At 51.7% G+C, this 17150-nt stretch carries 14 protein-coding genes; 6 read left to right on the top strand and 8 right to left on the bottom strand.

The genetic code is table 11. From position 1 onward, the window contains the following. Positions 1-185 precede the first annotated feature (185 nt). Positions 186-1028 carry a 23S rRNA (adenine(2030)-N(6))-methyltransferase RlmJ gene (locus CG67_RS16810; protein WP_025904090.1) on the top strand — a complete coding sequence of 281 codons (843 nt, stop codon included), beginning with the start codon at positions 186-188 and terminating at the stop codon, positions 1026-1028. 4 nt (positions 1029-1032) lie between these two features. Here the strand turns inward: CG67_RS16810 and rnz are convergent, their stop codons facing one another. Continuing rightward, complete coding sequence (rnz, locus tag CG67_RS16805) at positions 1033-1941, bottom strand: ribonuclease Z (RefSeq protein ID WP_025904089.1); 909 nt, start codon at positions 1939-1941, stop codon at positions 1033-1035. 196 nt (positions 1942-2137) lie between these two features. On the opposite strand from rnz, the gene gorA reads away from it, so the two are divergent. After that, complete coding sequence (gene gorA / locus CG67_RS16800) at positions 2138-3490, top strand: glutathione-disulfide reductase (protein ID WP_025904088.1); 1353 nt, start codon at positions 2138-2140, stop codon at positions 3488-3490. 345 nt (positions 3491-3835) lie between these two features. Here gorA and CG67_RS16795 read toward each other — a convergent pair whose 3' ends face one another. The 7 genes from CG67_RS16795 to CG67_RS16760 all read right to left on the bottom strand — a co-directional run bounded on the left by CG67_RS16795 (position 3836) and on the right by CG67_RS16760 (position 10181). Further along, complete coding sequence (locus CG67_RS16795) at positions 3836-4864, bottom strand: type II toxin-antitoxin system HipA family toxin (protein WP_025904087.1); 1029 nt, start codon at positions 4862-4864, stop codon at positions 3836-3838. Further along, the gene (locus CG67_RS16790) at positions 4854-5168 is read right to left on the bottom strand and encodes a HipA N-terminal domain-containing protein (RefSeq protein WP_025904086.1); all 315 of its coding nucleotides are present in this window, start codon (positions 5166-5168) and stop codon (positions 4854-4856) included. The genes CG67_RS16795 and CG67_RS16790 overlap by 11 nt, the downstream gene beginning before the upstream one ends. Next, a complete protein-coding gene (locus CG67_RS16785) occupies positions 5153-5383 on the bottom strand; it encodes a transcriptional regulator (protein ID WP_025904085.1) in 231 nt (76 codons plus the stop codon). Before CG67_RS16785 ends, CG67_RS16790 begins: the two co-directional genes overlap by 16 nt. A gap of 708 nt (positions 5384-6091) precedes the next feature. After that, positions 6092-7423 (bottom strand): aspartate aminotransferase family protein, encoded by a 1332-nt coding sequence (locus CG67_RS16780; RefSeq protein WP_025904084.1) that lies wholly within the window; start codon positions 7421-7423, stop codon positions 6092-6094. 354 nt (positions 7424-7777) lie between these two features. Further along, entirely contained in the window at positions 7778-9088 is a 1311-nt protein-coding gene (locus CG67_RS16770; protein ID WP_025904082.1) for a CitMHS family transporter, read from the bottom strand. Between the two features lie 449 nt (positions 9089-9537). Next, a complete protein-coding gene (locus CG67_RS17765) occupies positions 9538-9693 on the bottom strand; it encodes a YlcI/YnfO family protein (RefSeq protein WP_071780125.1) in 156 nt (51 codons plus the stop codon). 218 nt (positions 9694-9911) lie between these two features. Then, the gene (locus CG67_RS16760) at positions 9912-10181 is read right to left on the bottom strand and encodes a hypothetical protein (RefSeq protein ID WP_025904080.1); all 270 of its coding nucleotides are present in this window, start codon (positions 10179-10181) and stop codon (positions 9912-9914) included. Positions 10182-10488: 307 nt separating this feature from the next. Here CG67_RS16760 and CG67_RS16755 point away from each other — a divergent pair, with 307 nt between their 5' ends. The 4 genes from CG67_RS16755 (at position 10489) to CG67_RS16740 (ending at position 17135) form a co-directional block, all read left to right on the top strand. Then, a complete protein-coding gene (locus tag CG67_RS16755) occupies positions 10489-12114 on the top strand; it encodes an NAD-dependent malic enzyme (RefSeq protein WP_025904079.1) in 1626 nt (541 codons plus the stop codon). Positions 12115-12191: 77 nt separating this feature from the next. Further along, positions 12192-13856 carry an aspartate:alanine exchanger family transporter gene (locus CG67_RS16750; protein WP_025904078.1) on the top strand — a complete coding sequence of 555 codons (1665 nt, stop codon included), beginning with the start codon at positions 12192-12194 and terminating at the stop codon, positions 13854-13856. Positions 13857-13957: 101 nt separating this feature from the next. Further along, entirely contained in the window at positions 13958-15829 is a 1872-nt protein-coding gene (locus tag CG67_RS16745) for an ATP-binding protein (RefSeq protein ID WP_025904077.1), read from the top strand. After that, the gene (locus CG67_RS16740) at positions 15822-17135 is read left to right on the top strand and encodes a sigma-54 dependent transcriptional regulator (RefSeq protein ID WP_152975081.1); all 1314 of its coding nucleotides are present in this window, start codon (positions 15822-15824) and stop codon (positions 17133-17135) included. The genes CG67_RS16745 and CG67_RS16740 overlap by 8 nt, the downstream gene beginning before the upstream one ends. The last annotated feature ends 15 nt before the right edge of the window (positions 17136-17150 follow it).

Raw genomic sequence — 17150 nt, 5'->3', positions numbered from 1 at the left:
GGGTTCGCTGAACCGGACGGATAAATCATGAGCGTTGCTACTGCGCTACCGGCAATACTGCTATACTCTGCGCCCGCGACAGAGGAGCACTGCCTGGCAGACCCTGCTTTGTCTTTGCCGTGAGGGTGTGACGATAGCCGGGTTTACACCTCACAGAATACAGTTTTTATCAGAAGGTTAACGACATGCTGAGCTATCGTCATAGTTTCCACGCAGGTAATCATGCGGATGTGTTAAAACATACCGTTCAGAGCCTGATCATCCAGTCACTCAGTGAAAAAGAGAAACCGTTTCTCTATCTGGATACTCACGCCGGTGCCGGGCGCTACTTACTGAACAGTGAGCATGCGGAGCGTACCGGGGAGTATATGGAAGGCATTGGTCGTCTCTGGCAAAACCCGGAAGCCCCGGAGCAACTGCAACCGTATCTTTCTGCGGTCAGTGCACTGAATCCATCCGGTCGTCTGAAGTATTACCCTGGCTCCCCGCTGATTGCCCGTCATCTGTTACGAGCGCAGGACACTATCGAACTGACCGAACTGCATCCGACAGATTATCCGTTATTACGTAATGAATTTCTGAAAGATGACCGCGCACGCGTTGCCCGTGGCGATGGTTACCAGCAACTGAAAGCAAAACTGCCGCCGGCGGCGCGCCGGGGCCTGATCCTGATTGACCCTCCCTACGAGATGAAGAGCGATTACCAGGCCGTAGTTGACGGGATCCGTGAAGGCTACAAACGTTTTGCCACCGGGGTATTTGCTCTCTGGTATCCGGTCGTTCTGCGTCAGCAGATTAAACGTATGCTGAGCGAATTACAGGCGACCGGGATTAAGCGCATCCTGCAGATTGAACTGGCGGTACGTCCGGACAGCGACCAGCGCGGTATGACTGCCTCCGGTATGATTGTTATTAATCCCCCGTGGAAGCTGGCGGCAGAAATGGAAGCGGTGCTGCCGTGGCTGCACAAACAACTTTCGCCTGCCGGCACCGGACACACCCTGGTGAACTGGGTGGTCCCGGAGTAATTTCTCAGATTTCGACCACGGCAAAATCCTGTGCCAGTCCGGTGGCTGTAAACACTGACTGGCACTCTGCCAGTAACCGGGGCATATCCTGTGCCCCGTACCGTGAGCTGAAGTGTGTCGCAATCAGCCGACCGGCCCCGGCATCGCGGGCTATCTGTGCGGCCTGTATCGTGGTTGAATGGCCCCGACTGTTGGCTTTCTCTGCCATAGCCGCTTCCAGCGTGGTTTCATGCACCATCACATCCACCCCTCGCGCCAGGCTCAGACTGGCTTCTGCCGGTGCCGTATCCCCGAAAATAGCGACCGATTTGCCTTTCACGGCAGGGCCCAGATACGCGGTGCCGTCAATCTGACGTCCGTCGTCCAGTGTCACGGTTTTTCCCTGTTTCAGTAACTGAAACCACGGACCGGAAGGGATCCCGTCGGCCTTCAGCCGGGCTGCATCCAGTGTGCCGGGTTTATCGTGTTGTTCAATACGGTAACCCAGACAGGGTACGACATGGTTCATCGGGTACGCAGTGACGCGATATTCACCGTCATCCAGCACCACGCCGGCTTCAATCTCTATGATTTCCATCGGGAAACTCACCCAGGAACTGCTGAGTGACAGTGCATTGTCCACGAAGGCTTTGATCCCCGGCGGGCCGTAAATCGTCAGCGGCTGGCTGATACTGGCCATCGACCGGCTGGTCAGCAGGCCCGGCAATCCGAAGATATGATCCCCATGCAGATGCGTGATAAAGATTTTTTCCAGTTTGCCGGGCTTTAACGCACTGCGCATATACTGGTGCTGGGTCGCTTCACCGCAGTCAAACAGCCAGTCACCTCCCGGCGGCAGCGACAGCGCGATGGCGGTGACATTACGTTGCAGGCTGGGAACCCCTGCGCAGGTGCCCAGAAAAGTCAGGTACATGCTATGCTTCCGGTAGTTGAGTCAGACCAGTGGGCATCCTATCACAACCATAGGTGCAAACTTTGCGGCATTTGCCGGAGTCGCGTTACACTGGTCGGCATGAAATACAGTACAGCAGACACTGCCTGCGGCTATCCGGTGATGGCCTGAGCCAGGCACAACATTCTGCTCAACCCGAAACGGACGGACATTTTCAATGACTAAACATTATGACTATCTTGCTATTGGCGGCGGCAGTGGCGGTATTGCATCCATTAACCGTGCAGCGATGTATGGCAGGAAATGTGCCCTGATTGAAGCAAAAGAGCTGGGTGGCACCTGTGTGAACGTCGGCTGTGTACCTAAGAAGGTCATGTGGCACGCTGCACAGATCGCCGAAGCCATAAAGCTGTATGGTCCGGATTATGGTTTCGATACCACCGTAAACCATTTCGACTGGGCAACGCTGGTGAAAAGCCGTACGGCCTATATCGATCGTATCCACAATTCCTATGACAATGTTCTGGGTAAAAATAAAGTCGACGTTATCAAAGGGTTTGCACGCTTTATTGATGCCCATACCGTTGAAGTTAACGGTGAGCAAATCACCGCTGATCATATTCTGATTGCGACCGGCGGACGTCCGAGCCACCCGGACATCCCGGGGGCTGAGTATGGTATTGATTCTGACGGGTTCTTTGACCTGCAGGAACTGCCAAAACGTGTCGCCGTGGTCGGGGCCGGATATATTGCCGTCGAGATTGCCGGCGTGGTCAACGGCCTGGGGGCAGAGACCCATCTGTTTGTTCGTAAGCAGTCACCGTTACGTCAGTTTGATCCGTTATTATCGGAAACCCTGGTCGAAGTGATGAATGCCGAAGGGCCACTCCTGCATACCCATGCGACGCCGCAGAAAGTCGATAAAAATGCAGATGGCAGCCTGACACTGACACTGGAAAACGGCGACAGCTACACCGTCGATTGCCTGGTCTGGGCCATCGGCCGTCAACCGGCGACGGATAACCTGAACCTGGCGGTCACCGGCGTCGAACTGAACGATAAAGGGCACATTGTGGTGGATAAATTCCAGAACACCTCCGTGCCTGGCATCTATGCCGTCGGCGATAATACCGGAGCGGTTGAACTCACACCGGTCGCAGTCGCTGCGGGTCGTCGTCTGTCCGAACGTCTGTTTAACAACAAACCGGACGAGCATCTGGACTACAGCAATATTCCGACGGTGGTCTTCAGTCACCCGCCTATCGGCACCGTAGGTTTATCCGAACCTCAGGCCCGTGAACAGTATGGTGACGACGCCGTGAAGGTATATACCTCCTCCTTCACCGCCATGTATACCGCGGTAACACAGCATCGTCAGCCCTGCCGTATGAAGCTGGTGTGTGCCGGTCCGGAAGAAAAAATCGTCGGTATTCATGGCATCGGTTTTGGTATGGACGAAATGTTGCAGGGCTTTGCGGTCGCACTGAAAATGGGCGCGACCAAGAAAGACTTTGATAACACCGTCGCTATTCACCCGACCGGGGCAGAAGAATTTGTGACAATGCGCTGATCACAGCCCGCATCCGGGTCACCCGGGTGCTAATGTCTGCATTAAGCCCGTCACCGACGGGCTTTTTTATTGATATTGACCCGCCCTGAATAGCGTTAACACTTTCTGACCCTATTACGGAAAACGTGATAATGACTGAGTTCAAACGTACCCAACGAGATTATCTTTTCTCCTGTAAAATCGCCGCCGGACTGCCTCCGAATATAGCCTGAAGAGCGGCTTCAGCAGGAAAATCAGAAGCCGGACTTTTAATCGGTTATCAACTCCCTGAAAATACGGTTTTGACTGGTCGTCCGACAGTCCGGAGATAAGAAGCCTGGGTCATATTTACAACAGGATGGATTATCAGGGTTTATCTGTCATATCAAGCAGCATCATCCGCCTGTTAATATATTGAGTGACCTTTTCTTTATGTTCATCTGACATATAACTGTCGTTGATGATCCCGAAGATTTTTTCTTGTGCAAGCAGAAGCTTATCGAGCTCTTTCTTAGCAAGATTTTCATTCAGTCCTATGCCACGGGCAAACTCCAGGAAGTCATACCCGATATATTCACCAATACCCGAGTCCAGGCCGTCAGCTAATGACTGGTCGCATTCTTCACGCGCCAGTAGCGGGAGGGCCAGAGTCGAACCGAACGATTCCGGGTAGGGCACAACACTCACAAAATCATAAACCGGCGCAAGTAACAGAGGCCCATTTTCCGGGTGAATAATACCAATATTTCGCAGATGAAAGTCGTTATTTCCGAGCATATAAGCACAAACAACCCGTTTGAAAATTTCTCGTTTCGACTGCAGTGAGCCATCCACGTTCGTTACCAGAAAGCGTGCTGCCTGCTCATAGCTGATCGCTGGCTGCCCCACGGCATTCAGGCCATATTTATCATTCACGGACATCGCACCGTCTAATTGTTCCTGGTGAACTTTAACGCTGCCATGGCGATCATAACGTTCGATAATAAAAGCCAGCTCAGCCCGCTCCTGCCCGTCCTCTCCAGCGAATGGGATCAGCCCGAAACCAGGAATATCAAAGTCCAGTTCCTTCATACAGCACATAATGGCATGTTCATTTTCTGCCAGCCCCGGGAATTGCTCAGGGGAGGGCTTAAGAATATATTCCCCGCTGGTGGGTGTAACCTCAAGCTGGCCCTGATCACTCATCCGTAAAGATAGTTTTGGCTGCACGCCGGAGATACTCATCCCCTTCTGCTTAGCGGGCTGTGTCCTGACAAAATCACTGCGGGTAAATGGCAGCTGATATATATCACTGTCTTTACCGAATAAGGCTTGTGATTCTTTCACACATCGCCCTGCGGCTTTTTCTTTCTGTTTCAACGGATGAAGCCCTATCAGACACCTTTCATACGTCATTATTTAGCTCCAGGGTAATCGCTCCGAGCAAGTCCTGATTGTTCGCAATCAGCATTCCGAGCAGGTCTTTTTCATCAAGGTGTTGAATCTCCGAATACCGTTTTCTAAGCCATCCTTCGGGCGCGAGTCCCTGAAAAAAGGGATGCAGGACTTCAGAAAAAAAAGGCCCGCCATTCAGGGGTAGACTGAGCGATATTGCACGGCCCTGATAATCAGGCTGATAGCTGAATGTATACCCTTTATCCGACTGAGTCAGCATGCCGGCCAGAGTGCTGTGCAGATAAACCATTACATTTCTATGCAAATTGCCCCCCCAAGCTCACGAACAAGATCGACCACCTGGCTATACTTTGCCTGGTATGGCCGGTTAATCATTCGCTTAAAGGTAGAGAGTGATACGCCAATCTGTAACGACATATCCTCATAATTGATCTGAAGCTCTTTCATGCGCTTTTTCAGTTCAATACTTAGCTCCTCCTCATTCAGAGTGGAAAAAATACGCTCAGAAAAAAGTGTCATATATGAACCTTACCTTGTCGAATTTGACATTATCATTGTCATATATATATCAAAGTGTCATATATGACACCATAATCAGGAAAAAATAAGGGAGTGGCCGTTTTTTTGCCGGCCATATCTGTGTCATAGAGCTATTTTTTTCAGTCTGCAAATAAAGAAAAAACCCCCCTCCCGGTAAACACGAAAGGCTCAAGGTGAGCGGTATTTTTTGCGGATATTTTAACGTCTTTGGCCTGCTTTTTCTTTTATATTACAACTTGCGTCCCGGAGGGGGCTTAAGCCTGCAGAAGTGTTTCAGATACCCGGGACGGCCCCGACGTGGGCCATGGCAAGCCGGAGGATCTCTGCCAGACAATGGCTAAAACTCAGCTGTAGCGGCACACTGAATTTAGCCACCTGAAAGGTCATATGCTCATCTCAGAACATTACAGATGTTTAAATCAAAAGGAATTTCAGCGCAGAGTTTAAACGGTATACTGAAAAGTGGGTTTTTACTGAGCTATCCGCCAGTCAGGGTACCCTATCCGGATCCCGGAAGAAGGATCTGCAGGCATTGATATCCGTCAGAAACTGCCAACACTTCTCATACCCGCAGGCCGCACAGTTGCCGGATACCTCTGAACGCCCGTTCCTTTTTGCCCGGCCAGCGAGATCAAAAAAGCCGGGCATAAGCCCGGCCGATACAATTTTTGTGGTGTCCGACGGGACTTAGTCAATTCCGTGTAAGGATTCACCCACCGCATCAAACAGCCGATCCAGCTCCTCAGGCTGCGTGGTAAACATCGGTCCGAATTGCAGCGTGTCTCCGCCGAAACGCACATAGAAACCGGCTTTCCAGAGTGCCATACCGGCATCAAAAGGCCGGATGGCGGCATCGCCGTCGCGGGGAGCCAGCTGAATGGCACCCACCAGCCCGCAGTTACGGATATCCACGACATTCGGGCAATCATGCAGGCTGTGCAGTGTTTTCTCAAATACCGGTGCCAGTTCTGCTGAGCGGCTGATCAGGTCGTCTTTTTCCAGCAGATCCAGGGTGGCCAGCCCCGCAGCACAGGCGACAGGATGCCCTGAATAGGTATAACCGTGGCCGAATTCAACCGCATGTTCCGGCAAGGGCTGGGACATATAGGTCTGATAGATTTCGCTACGGGCAACCACACCGCCCATCGGGATCGCACCGTTAGTGATCTGTTTTGCGAAGTTCAGGATATCCGGCGTCACACCAAAATACTCAGCCCCTGTCCAGCGCCCCATACGCCCGAAACCGGTGATCACCTCATCAAATATCAGCAGAATATTATGCTGGTCACAAATCTCTCTCAGCCGCTGCAGATAGCCCTGTGGCGGGATAATCGCCCCCGCAGAGCCGGAAAGCGGTTCGACAATGACCGCGGCAATGTTAGACGCATCGTGTAGCTCAATCAGTTTCAGCATCTCATTGGCCAGTTCCACCCCGCCGGTGGTGGCTTGTCCCGGAGTAAAGGCCAGATCTGTCTGCAAGGTGTGGGGTAAATGATCCACATCCATAAACTGTCCGAACATTTTACGGTTACCGCCAATGCCCCCCAGGCTGGTCCCGGCAATATTGACCCCGTGGTACCCGCGGGCACGGCCGATAAATTTGGTTTTTGCCGGTAACCCCTTCGCACGCCAGTAGCCGCGGGCCATTTTGACCGCCGTATCGGCGGACTCCGACCCCGAACCGGTAAAAAAGACATGGTTGAGATCGCCCGGCATACGTTGCGCTATCTTTTCTGCCAATTGGAATGAAAACGGATGGGCATACTGAAAGGCCGGTGCATAATCCAGAGAGCCCAGCTGCTTAGCGACCGCAGCCTGGATTTCACTCCGGCAATGGCCTGCGCCGCAGGTCCACAGCCCTGACAGACTATCGAATAACTGACGACCTTTATCATCCGTCAGCCAGCGGTCTTTTGCGGAAACAATAAAACGAGGGTCTCGCCGGAAGTTACGGTTAGCACTGAACGGCATCCAGTGCGACTGCAAATTAAGGCCGGAAGTATCGATAGATTCAGACATAGTCATTCCCCATAACAGTGATAAGGAACAGTGTGCAATCAGCGGTCAGGTAAGTTAAATCCCGATTACTGAACCTTTGGTTATCGAAAAACTAACCTATAGGAAAAACAGATGACCGGCCCTGCCGTGATAACGCGACCCTCGATCTCCATCACCTGCCCGCCCCGGACTTGTCAGGCTGGTTTTCCGGGGCCCGGCATCGGTAATGGCAGGGTGCAGGCCAGTTCTGCGCTGACGCCCGGTCAGGCAGGTAGGTTGCAGAAGGCTGGCCCTGTGCAGAAGGTGCCAGCCTGATATGTCCATAAATATAAGGTAACCGTCTGACCCCTCTTCGGTTAACGATCGCCGGATCGGTCAGCGGTAGACCGGGATCGCCCCGAACAGGATCCCGCCGATCAACAACGAGAGGCTGATAAGGATCCCCCACTTGATCGAAAACCGTTGGTGATCACCGATATCCACTTTCGCCAGCCCCACCAGCAGATAAAGCGAGGGAACCAGCGGGCTCAGCAGATGGAACGGCTGACCAACAATGGAAGCCCGGGCTATCTCCGCCGGAGAAATACCATAGCCTGCGGCCGTCTGCGCGATGACCGGTAAGATCCCGAAATAGAACGCATCATTAGACATAAAAAAGGTAAAAGGCAGGCTGACGATAGCCGTGAATACCGCCAGATAAGGACCAAAACTATGAGGGATGACGGCCAGCAGACTTTTCGCCATCGCATCCACCATTCCGGTACCGGACAGGATGCCGGTAAAAATGCCGGCAGCAAAGATTAATGAGGTGACCGCCAGCACGTTCCCGGCATATGCACCAATCCGTTCTTTCTGCTGGCTCAGGGACGGGTAATTCAGCATCGCGGCCACAGCAAACGCCAGCATAAACAGGATCTGGATCGGTAATGCCCCCATCACCAGCAGCACAAGCAATACGGTGGTCAGGATAAAGTTTGGCCAGAACATTTTCGGACGACGGTTGGCCTCGCACTCTTTCTCATCGCCGGCCCCCAGGCTGATCACGTCATAGTCATGGGCTTCGGCCTGAAGTACGCCCGTTCTCCGCCGTTCACGAAGACCGAACCCGATGGCCACACCCACCAGAGTCACACAAGCCAGTAACATCGCCGGGATCATCGGAATGAAAATATCCAGTGCATCAATCCGTAACGCGGCGGCGGCACGGGCCGTCGGTCCGCCCCAGGGAGAAAGGTTCATAATTCCGCTGGCCAGGTTGACCAGGCAGGTCATCGCCAGAATATTGATACCGAGCTTGCGGTACAGCGGAAGAAACGCGGCAATCGCTATCATATAGGTAGTAGAACTGTCACCGTCCAGCGAAACCAGCAACGTCAGGATGGCAGTCCCCATCAGAACTTTGAGAGGATCCCCGCGAACGATCTTCAGGATAAAACGCACCAGCGGATCAAACAGCCCGGCATCGATCATCAGGCCGAAATAAAGGATCGAAAAAGTCAGCATCACCCCGGTCGGTGCCAGCGCCTTCACACCACTGAGCATCATCTCTCCCAGGCCGTGATAAAAGCCGCCCGCCAGGGCAAACACTGTCGGTACAATGATCAGGGCAATCAGCGCCGACATCCGTTTGGTCATGATCAGATACATAAAGCAGACAACCATCGCAAAGCCCAGTATGGTTAACACAGTGCTACCCCCGTCATTGCTCACTGACTCATCCGCATTTCGGCCCCTGACTACCTGCATGCAGGCCCCGTTTTTCGTCAGAGACTCCGCGCCCGGCATTCAGAAATATTTTGCCTCACACAGAGGCAATAGAAATAAAGTAGCAATAGAATTTAACATTCATGCAACTTTAATACTGAAAAGCGAGGTGCATCATGTTTTCGGGATCTGCAGAGGGTATTTTGTGAGCCACATCAGAACACCGTCCGACCGGCCGGTCCCGGAGTAACCGGTATGACCGGCTCACAGCAGCCGGGAGACGGTGAAAGAGACTAAAGGTATATCAGGAAAGACGGATACCGGCAGGGAACTCCGCTGAGCCCATTCGCTGTGCCGGGCGGTAAATCACAGAGACAAAAAAGGCCCGTCAGGGCCAGCAACAGACGTTGTCCGGATCACCGGAACGTCTGTCAGTTACGTTTTCTGAGTCTGATGCGACAGGCTTCAATCACCCAGGCGGAGAAATTTTCACTGCTCTCTTGTTTCAGAGACTCCTGAATATCACTGAGCATCTGATGCGGAAAACGAATATGTTTAGCCCGTGTCTTTGACGTGCTCATTTTCATTACTTCTGACTCCTTTAATGCTTTACTCACTGCAGAAAGATGATCGCCCGGTGAAATACCCCTCTGTCTGACCCATAGGGCCGGTATAAAAAAGACCGAAAGCCGGAGGGCTCAACAGGAAATAATTACAACAGAGATGAATATTACGGGTCATGAATTTTTGTGCCATTACATGTTCCCCGCCTGCCGGCCCTGCGTTACGGCTCCGCAATCCTGTGTTATCCATCCGGCTTCCCTTCTTCTTTATAAGTACCGGGTCTCAGGACTCCGGATACCTTCCGGCAAACCGGAAATCCGGTGACACGCCAGGTTTCCCTGGCCGGCAACAGATACGGGACGGAAAACCGGACAAAACCGACGCCGACGGACTGCTGAAAGCGCGTTGATCGCCGGCTGACGTTCACAAAATCGCCATTACGCAATAATTGTTTATTACGTGACTTAGCCGCCGGAATAAAAGCTGTCGTCCGGATGAAACTCAAAGTCATGCTATTTTTCCGGACAGGACGTAACCTTAAAAAAATGCTAAAAAACGCCTCCCCTGATTTAACCTATAGGGTCTTCCGGCTACATTAATTTAACCCCTCGGTCTGTACAAAAATAACTCCCGGTCGGGAAACCAGCCGGATTTACTTGCCTATTTCCGGAATTCCGCACGCCGCAAAAAAGCCCAAAAATAAAAAAACCTTTGTTTTCATGGGGATAATTTTAAATAAAAACTGGCACACCCCTTGCAATAAGTATTAGCGAGCAAGTTACTTAATTGATTTATTCCTTATCTACAGGAGCTATATCATGACAATGGAAACCACTACCCTTTCAGGTCTCGAATTACTGCATAATGCAGCACACAACAAAGGTACTGCCTTTAACGACCAGGAACGTAAAAACAAAAAACTGGAAGGTCTGTTACCTCCTTCTGTTGAGTCGCTGGATTTGCAGGTACAACGTGTACTCAATCACCTGGACAGCAAAAAGGATGATCTGGAACGCTACATCTATCTGATCGGCCTGGAAGAACGTAATGAAGTGGTTTTCTATAAAACCGTCATGTCAGATCCTATGCGCTTCATCCCTATCCTGTACGATCCAATCGTTGCTGATGCCTGCCTGGAATTCGGTCATATTTACCGCCGTCCTCGCGGTATGTATATCACCCGCCACATGAAAGGCCGTATGGCGGAAGTCCTGAAAAACTGGCCAGTCAAAGACGTCCGCTTTATCTGTGTGTCTACCGGTGGTCGTATTCTGGGCCTGGGTGATATCGGTGCGAACGGTATGGGCATCCCTATCGGTAAACTGCAGCTGTACACTGCCTGTGCTGCGGTACCACCAGACTGCCTGCTGCCGGTATTATTCGACATCGGTACCACTAACGAAAAACTGCGTAACGATCCGCTGTATCTGGGTACCCGTGAAGCGCCGGTAAGTGAAGAAGAACTGAATGAATTGACCGAAGAGTTTGTTCAGGCTGTACAGACTGTATTCCCTGGCTGCTGCATCCATTTCGAAGACTGGAAAGGCACCGATGCTATCCGCTATCTGGATCGCTACAAAGATAAAGTCCTGTGCTACAACGATGATATTCAGGGAACTGCCAGCGTCGCATTAGCCGGTGTTTTCAGTGCCATGAATATCACAGGCGGAGACCTGAAAGAACAACGCATTCTTTTCTACGGAGCAGGTTCAGCCGGTATCGGTATCGGTAAACTGATTTGTTCAGAACTGCGCGACCTGGGTCTGTCAGAGGAAGAAGCCCGCTCCCGTGTGGCCTATATGGACATCAATGGTCTGATTGAAACTTCCCGTGACGATCTGAGCCCTGAACAACAGAAATTCGCACTGAATGCCGAACCTACCCGGGATTTGGTTAAAGTCATCAATGATTTTAAACCGACAATTCTGTTTGGTGTCAGTACCAGTGCCGGTGCCTTTACTCAGGCGGTGGTTGAAAAAATGAGTGAAATTAATGAACGTCCGATTATTTTTGCCCTGTCCAACCCAACCAGTAAAGTCGAATGTACTGCAGAACAAGCCTACACCTGGTCAAAAGGTAAAGCTCTGTTTGCTGCCGGTGTTCAGTTCCCTGAATTTGAAATGAACGGTAAAACCTTCCTGCCAGGTCAGGCCAACAACTTCTACATCTATCCTGCGATTGGCCTGGCAACTTACGCTGCCCGACCACTGCTGTTAGACGATGAGTGCTTTATTGTTGCAGCCCATGCCACCGCAAATCAGGTCACTGCTGACATGCAGAAAAAAGGCATGCTCTACCCAAGCCAGCACAACATTCTGGAAACAGAAATTACTACCGCAGTGAAAATTGCCGAATATATGTTCGACAATGGCCTGGCGCAGGCTGAACGTCCGGAAAATATCCGTAGCTGGATCGAAGAAAAACTTTATAACCCGCAGTACTAATTACTCATTCAGATTTATTTCAGGGATTGTCTTTTCGGGGCGCGAGCCGCCCCGCTTTTTTCCTTCAGGAGAAAATCATGAACTTCTTAATTTCCACTCTGCGTGAGAATCCGGATATTGCGATATATCTGACTCTGGCATTAGGGGCATGGTTCGGCACATTTACAATTAAAAAATTTAGTCTCGGCGTGGTCACCAGTACATTAATTGCCGGCCTGCTGATTGGTCAGCTGGGCCTGCATATTTCTCCGGTCATGCAATCCACGTTCTTTGATATGTTTTTATTCGCCGTCGGTTATGCCGTAGGCCCTGAATTTATCCGTGCATTAAAAAGCGACGGATTACCTCAGGTTATTTTCACCGTTATTATTTGCTTAACCGGCCTGGGAACCGCTTTCGCCCTGGGTAAAATCTTCCATTACGACACTGCATTGACCGCCGGGCTGTTATCCGGGGGATATACTAACTCCACCGTGCTGGGCGTCGCCTCCAGCGTGATGTCTCAGAATGCTGCCGCGGCTGCCGCATTACTCCCTGTCGCCTACGCCGTGACCTATCCGTTCGGTACCGCAGGTTCAGCCTGGTTCCTGGCCACTCTTGGTCCGAAACTGATGAAAATCGATCTGCCTCAGGCCTGCCGCGACTATGAAAAAACCCACGGCGGTTCGCAGGAAGTTAAAGATTCGGCCTACATCAGCCATGTTGCCCGCGCACTGAATGTCAGAAACCCTGATTTCGTAGGAAAAACTGTCGCAGAAGCCGAAGACATGCTGGGTCACAAAGTCTTTATCCGTCGTATCCGTATGCAACCGGAAGGCGCGGTCACTCAGTGTGAAGCCGATACCCTCCTGACTGAAGGTGCGGAGATTATTGCCTCCGGTCGTCTGGAAGATATCGTTGCCAGCCAGTCATTAATCGGACCGGAAAGTGCCGACGTTAACTTACTGAACTTTGCCACCGAAAAAGTGGATATCGTCCTGAGTAAAGCCGCCACCCGAGGCAGAACGCTGGGCGACCTGGTCTACAGCGAATTTAATCGCCCGGGCCACGGTATCTTCCTGTTATCCATGAGCCGTGCGGATGAAACGCTGCCGCTGGATATGGACAGACCGTTGAAAACAGGTGATGTCCTGACCGTCAAAGGTGAAGGTAAAGATGTGGCAGCTCTGGCGGTGAAAACCGGCTATGCTGACCGTAACAGCAACAGTTCAGATTTAATGTTTATGTGTGCCGGGATTGCCATTGGTTGCCTGGTAGGGGCTATCACCATTCATGTCGGTGGTATTCCTCTGAGCCTGGGAACCAATGTCGGTGCCATTGTTGCCGGGGTGATTTGTGGTTATATCCGTTCAGTCAAACGGACCTTCGGTAAAATCGCGAACCCGGCTATCTGGTTATTAAACAATCTGGGCCTGAACGGATTTATTGCCATTGTCGGTATTAATGCCGCTTCCGGCTTTATCGGCGGACTGAAACATTACGGGCTCCCCTTATTTATCTGTGGGATTATTGTTACAATGGTTCCACTGATTGTAGGGCTGTTATTAGGACGCTACGTGTTCCGTTTCCATCCGGGGATCCTGTTCGGTGTCTGTGCCGGTGCACGTTCAACCACAGCGGCATTAGGGGCAATTCAGGATGCAGCGAAAAGCTCCGTACCCGCTATCGGATATACCGTCGGATACGCCGTATCGCGTCTGGTGATGGCGGTACTGACTATTGTATTGATCAATATTTACTGACAGCTATCCGGGACGTCTGAAACACTCCTCAGTTCCCGACCGCCGGTCTCTGCCCGGCGGTCGGATCCGGCAAAAAAATAAAAGATGCAGGACAAGAGGTTATGGTTCAGGAAGAAAACAACACATCGCAAGGTAATAGTTTTTTTAATTTCTCTCGTAAAAGTCTGCTACTGGCAGTTTGTCTTATCTTCTTTGTTTTAGCCGCCAATCTGCTCAGCTATCATTACCTCGTTCCCCGGTTACTGGGTCAGGCTCAATCCGATATTCACCGCAGTCTTCAGCGGAAAATTAATACCTTTGAACGTAATCTCGATAAATACCGTTATTTGCCACTGACACTGGCCATGGACAGTGACCTGCAAAATTATCTGCTGTCTCCGCAGAATTACCCCTATGAAAATATCAGCCAGAAACTCAAAAATATCAGTCATGCGATTGGTGCTGACCAGGTTTTTCTTGCCTCTCAGTCAGGGATCATCGTCGCGTCGGAACAGACGTCCGGCCCGAATGCGTTGCGGGGTCATGATATTACTTTCCGTCCCTACTTCAGCCAGGCGGTTACCGGGCAGGTGATGGCCTTTTATGCCGTCGGGACTACACAAAATATGCCGGGATATTATCTTTCTACCCGCATGTCAGTCGCGGGGAAAAATATCGGACTACTGGCATTAAAAATTAATATGGATCATCTGTTTATTCCGGATGCTCCTCTCAGCGAGCCACTTGCGCTTTCTGATGCCGCAGGAATTATTATCTCCTCCAATATTCCGGGCTGGAAATATCACACCTTTTCCGAAACCGGTGCCGACTCTCTGCGGGCCGTGGAAAATACCCGCCAGTTCGGGGGATATAAAATCACGCCTTTGCCGGATATCCGCGTGAGCATCTGCGGAGACGATCTCCGGTTAATGTCTGTCCGCGGTGAGACCTTTATCACCGCCCGTGCTGATATTCCCGGAACGTCCATGTACTTAACCGGAATGGCTTCAGCCTCGCCGGTCTTCCGCAATGTCTGGCTGCGTATTGCGTTACTGGACAGTATTCTGACCTCAATTATTTTCTTTGGGTATCTGGTCAGTCAACGGATGAAATTGGTGAGGAAAATTGCCGAGAATAATGACGCTATCCGCAATGCCTACGGTCAGTTAGAAGTCCTGGTCGCCGAAAGAAGCCGCGAACTGCAGAATAAAAATATTGAGCTGGAGAAAGAAATCAGCGAGCGGCTCGGGTTTGAAGAACGGGAACGAAACCTGCAGAAAGAGCTGATCCGTACCGAGAAACTGGCGGTCATTGGCCAGTTATCTGCAGGCCTGGCCCATGAGATTAATCAGCCTCTGGCCGCTATCCGGGCCTATTCAGAGAATACGATCATTTTCCTGCAACGCGGAAATTTGCAAGCAACACAGGATAACCTGCTGCGGATTACTGCTCTGGTAGAGCGCATCGGCTCGCTGACCGGCCAGTTACGCTCCTTCGCCCGCCCTTCAGATGAGAGTGTCAGCCAGGTCCGGCTGAGCCGGTGTATCGACAATGTCCTGATGCTGCTGAAGCACCGGCTGGAGAAAAAACATATCGTCATCCATAAGGATGTTCAGTCGACCGGGATTTACGCGGAATGTAACGGGCTGCGGCTGGAACAGGTATTGATTAACCTGCTGGCGAATGCCATTGATGTGCTGGATAATCGCGAATCTCCGGTCATCAGTGTTCGTCTGTTTCGTTTCTTTTCCGAAGCCATTATTGAAGTGACCGATAACGGCCCGGGCCTTTCTGATGACATTATCGATCATATCTTCGAGCCCTTCTTTACCACCAAAACAACCACCGGGCTCGGGCTGGGATTAGCCATTTCGGCAGATATTATCAAAGGTTTCAACGGTAGTCTGAGTGCTGACAACCTGAGTCAGGGCGGAGCACGTTTCACTATCAGACTACAATTAAGTCCTGAACAGCAGGAGGATCTCATTGGCTGACTATGACGTATTAATTATTGAAGATGATGAGTCTGTCCGTACCAGTTGTATTCAGTCTCTGGAGATTGAAGGCATCACTGCCAGTGGTGCCGGCTCGGTAGAAGAAGCCAAAAAGATGCTTCCGCCCGCGTTTACCGGCGTCATCATCACCGACCTGCGCCTGCCCGGACTGAGCGGCATGGATTTCCTGCAACAGATGCAGGCCAGCGACCCTGCCATCCCGATTATCATGATCACCGGGCATGGCGATATTCTGACCGCGGTAGAGGCCATGCGCAGTGGCGCTTATGACTTCTTACCGAAACCCTTTTCTCCCCAGGTGCTGATCCAGCAGGTCAGACGTGCGCTGGAGAAGCGTAAGCTGACGCTGGAAGTGGCTCAATTACGTCAGCAACTGGCGCATGTCAGTGACCTGGACAGCCGCTTTATCGGCCATGCCCAGCCCATGTGTGAACTGCGGGAAATGGTCAGAAACATCGCTTCCACCCCGGCCAATGTCATGATCCATGGTGAAACCGGCACAGGAAAAGAATTACTCGCCCGCTGTATTCATGACCTGAGCGGCAGGCCGGGTAATTTCGTGGCCCTCAACTGTGGTGGCCTGCCGGAGACCCTGTTTGACAGCGAGATTTTTGGTCACGAGCGCGGGGCCTTTTCCGGAGCCACCCAGAAGCGTATCGGTAAAATTGAATATGCCCAGGGGGGAACGCTGTTCCTCGATGAAATCGAAAGTATGCCGATGGCGATGCAGATCAAACTGCTGCGTGTCCTGCAGGAGCGGCAGATTGAGCGGCTGGGTGCCAATCAGTCCATTCCCGTGGATATCCGGGTGATCAGCGCGACAAAAGCCGACCTCGGCGTACTGGCTGAGCAGGGGGAATTCCGTGCTGACCTGAATTTCCGCCTGAATGTCATTGAGCTGCCCATCCCGCCATTACGTGAGCGTCGGGAAGATATTCCGCTGTTATTTAAGTATTTTTCCGGGGTCGCGGCCACCACCTTCGGACGGGAGATCCCGGAAATTGATACCGTCAAAATGCAGAATTACCTGACCTGGCCATGGCCCGGTAATGTACGTGAACTGCGTAACGAAGCGGAACGCTGCGTGCTGGGGATGACCGGGGAAGCCGGGCGTCATGGTTCTGACCATGTACTGAGCCTGCCACAGATGGTTGAACACTTTGAAAAGGATTTGATCATCTCCGAGCTCAGTAAGCATCACGGTAATATCTCGCAGGCTGCCGAGGCGCTGGGCATCGCCAAAAGTACACTGTTTGATAAAGTGAAAAAGTACGCCCTGCAATAAGCCGGGCGGGCCCCG

The sequence above is a fragment of the Tatumella sp. UCD-D_suzukii genome, assembly GCF_000611875.2.
GTDB classification, from domain to species: Bacteria; Pseudomonadota; Gammaproteobacteria; order Enterobacterales; family Enterobacteriaceae; genus Tatumella; species Tatumella ptyseos.
This window is presented reverse-complemented; position numbering and strand designations above follow the sequence as displayed.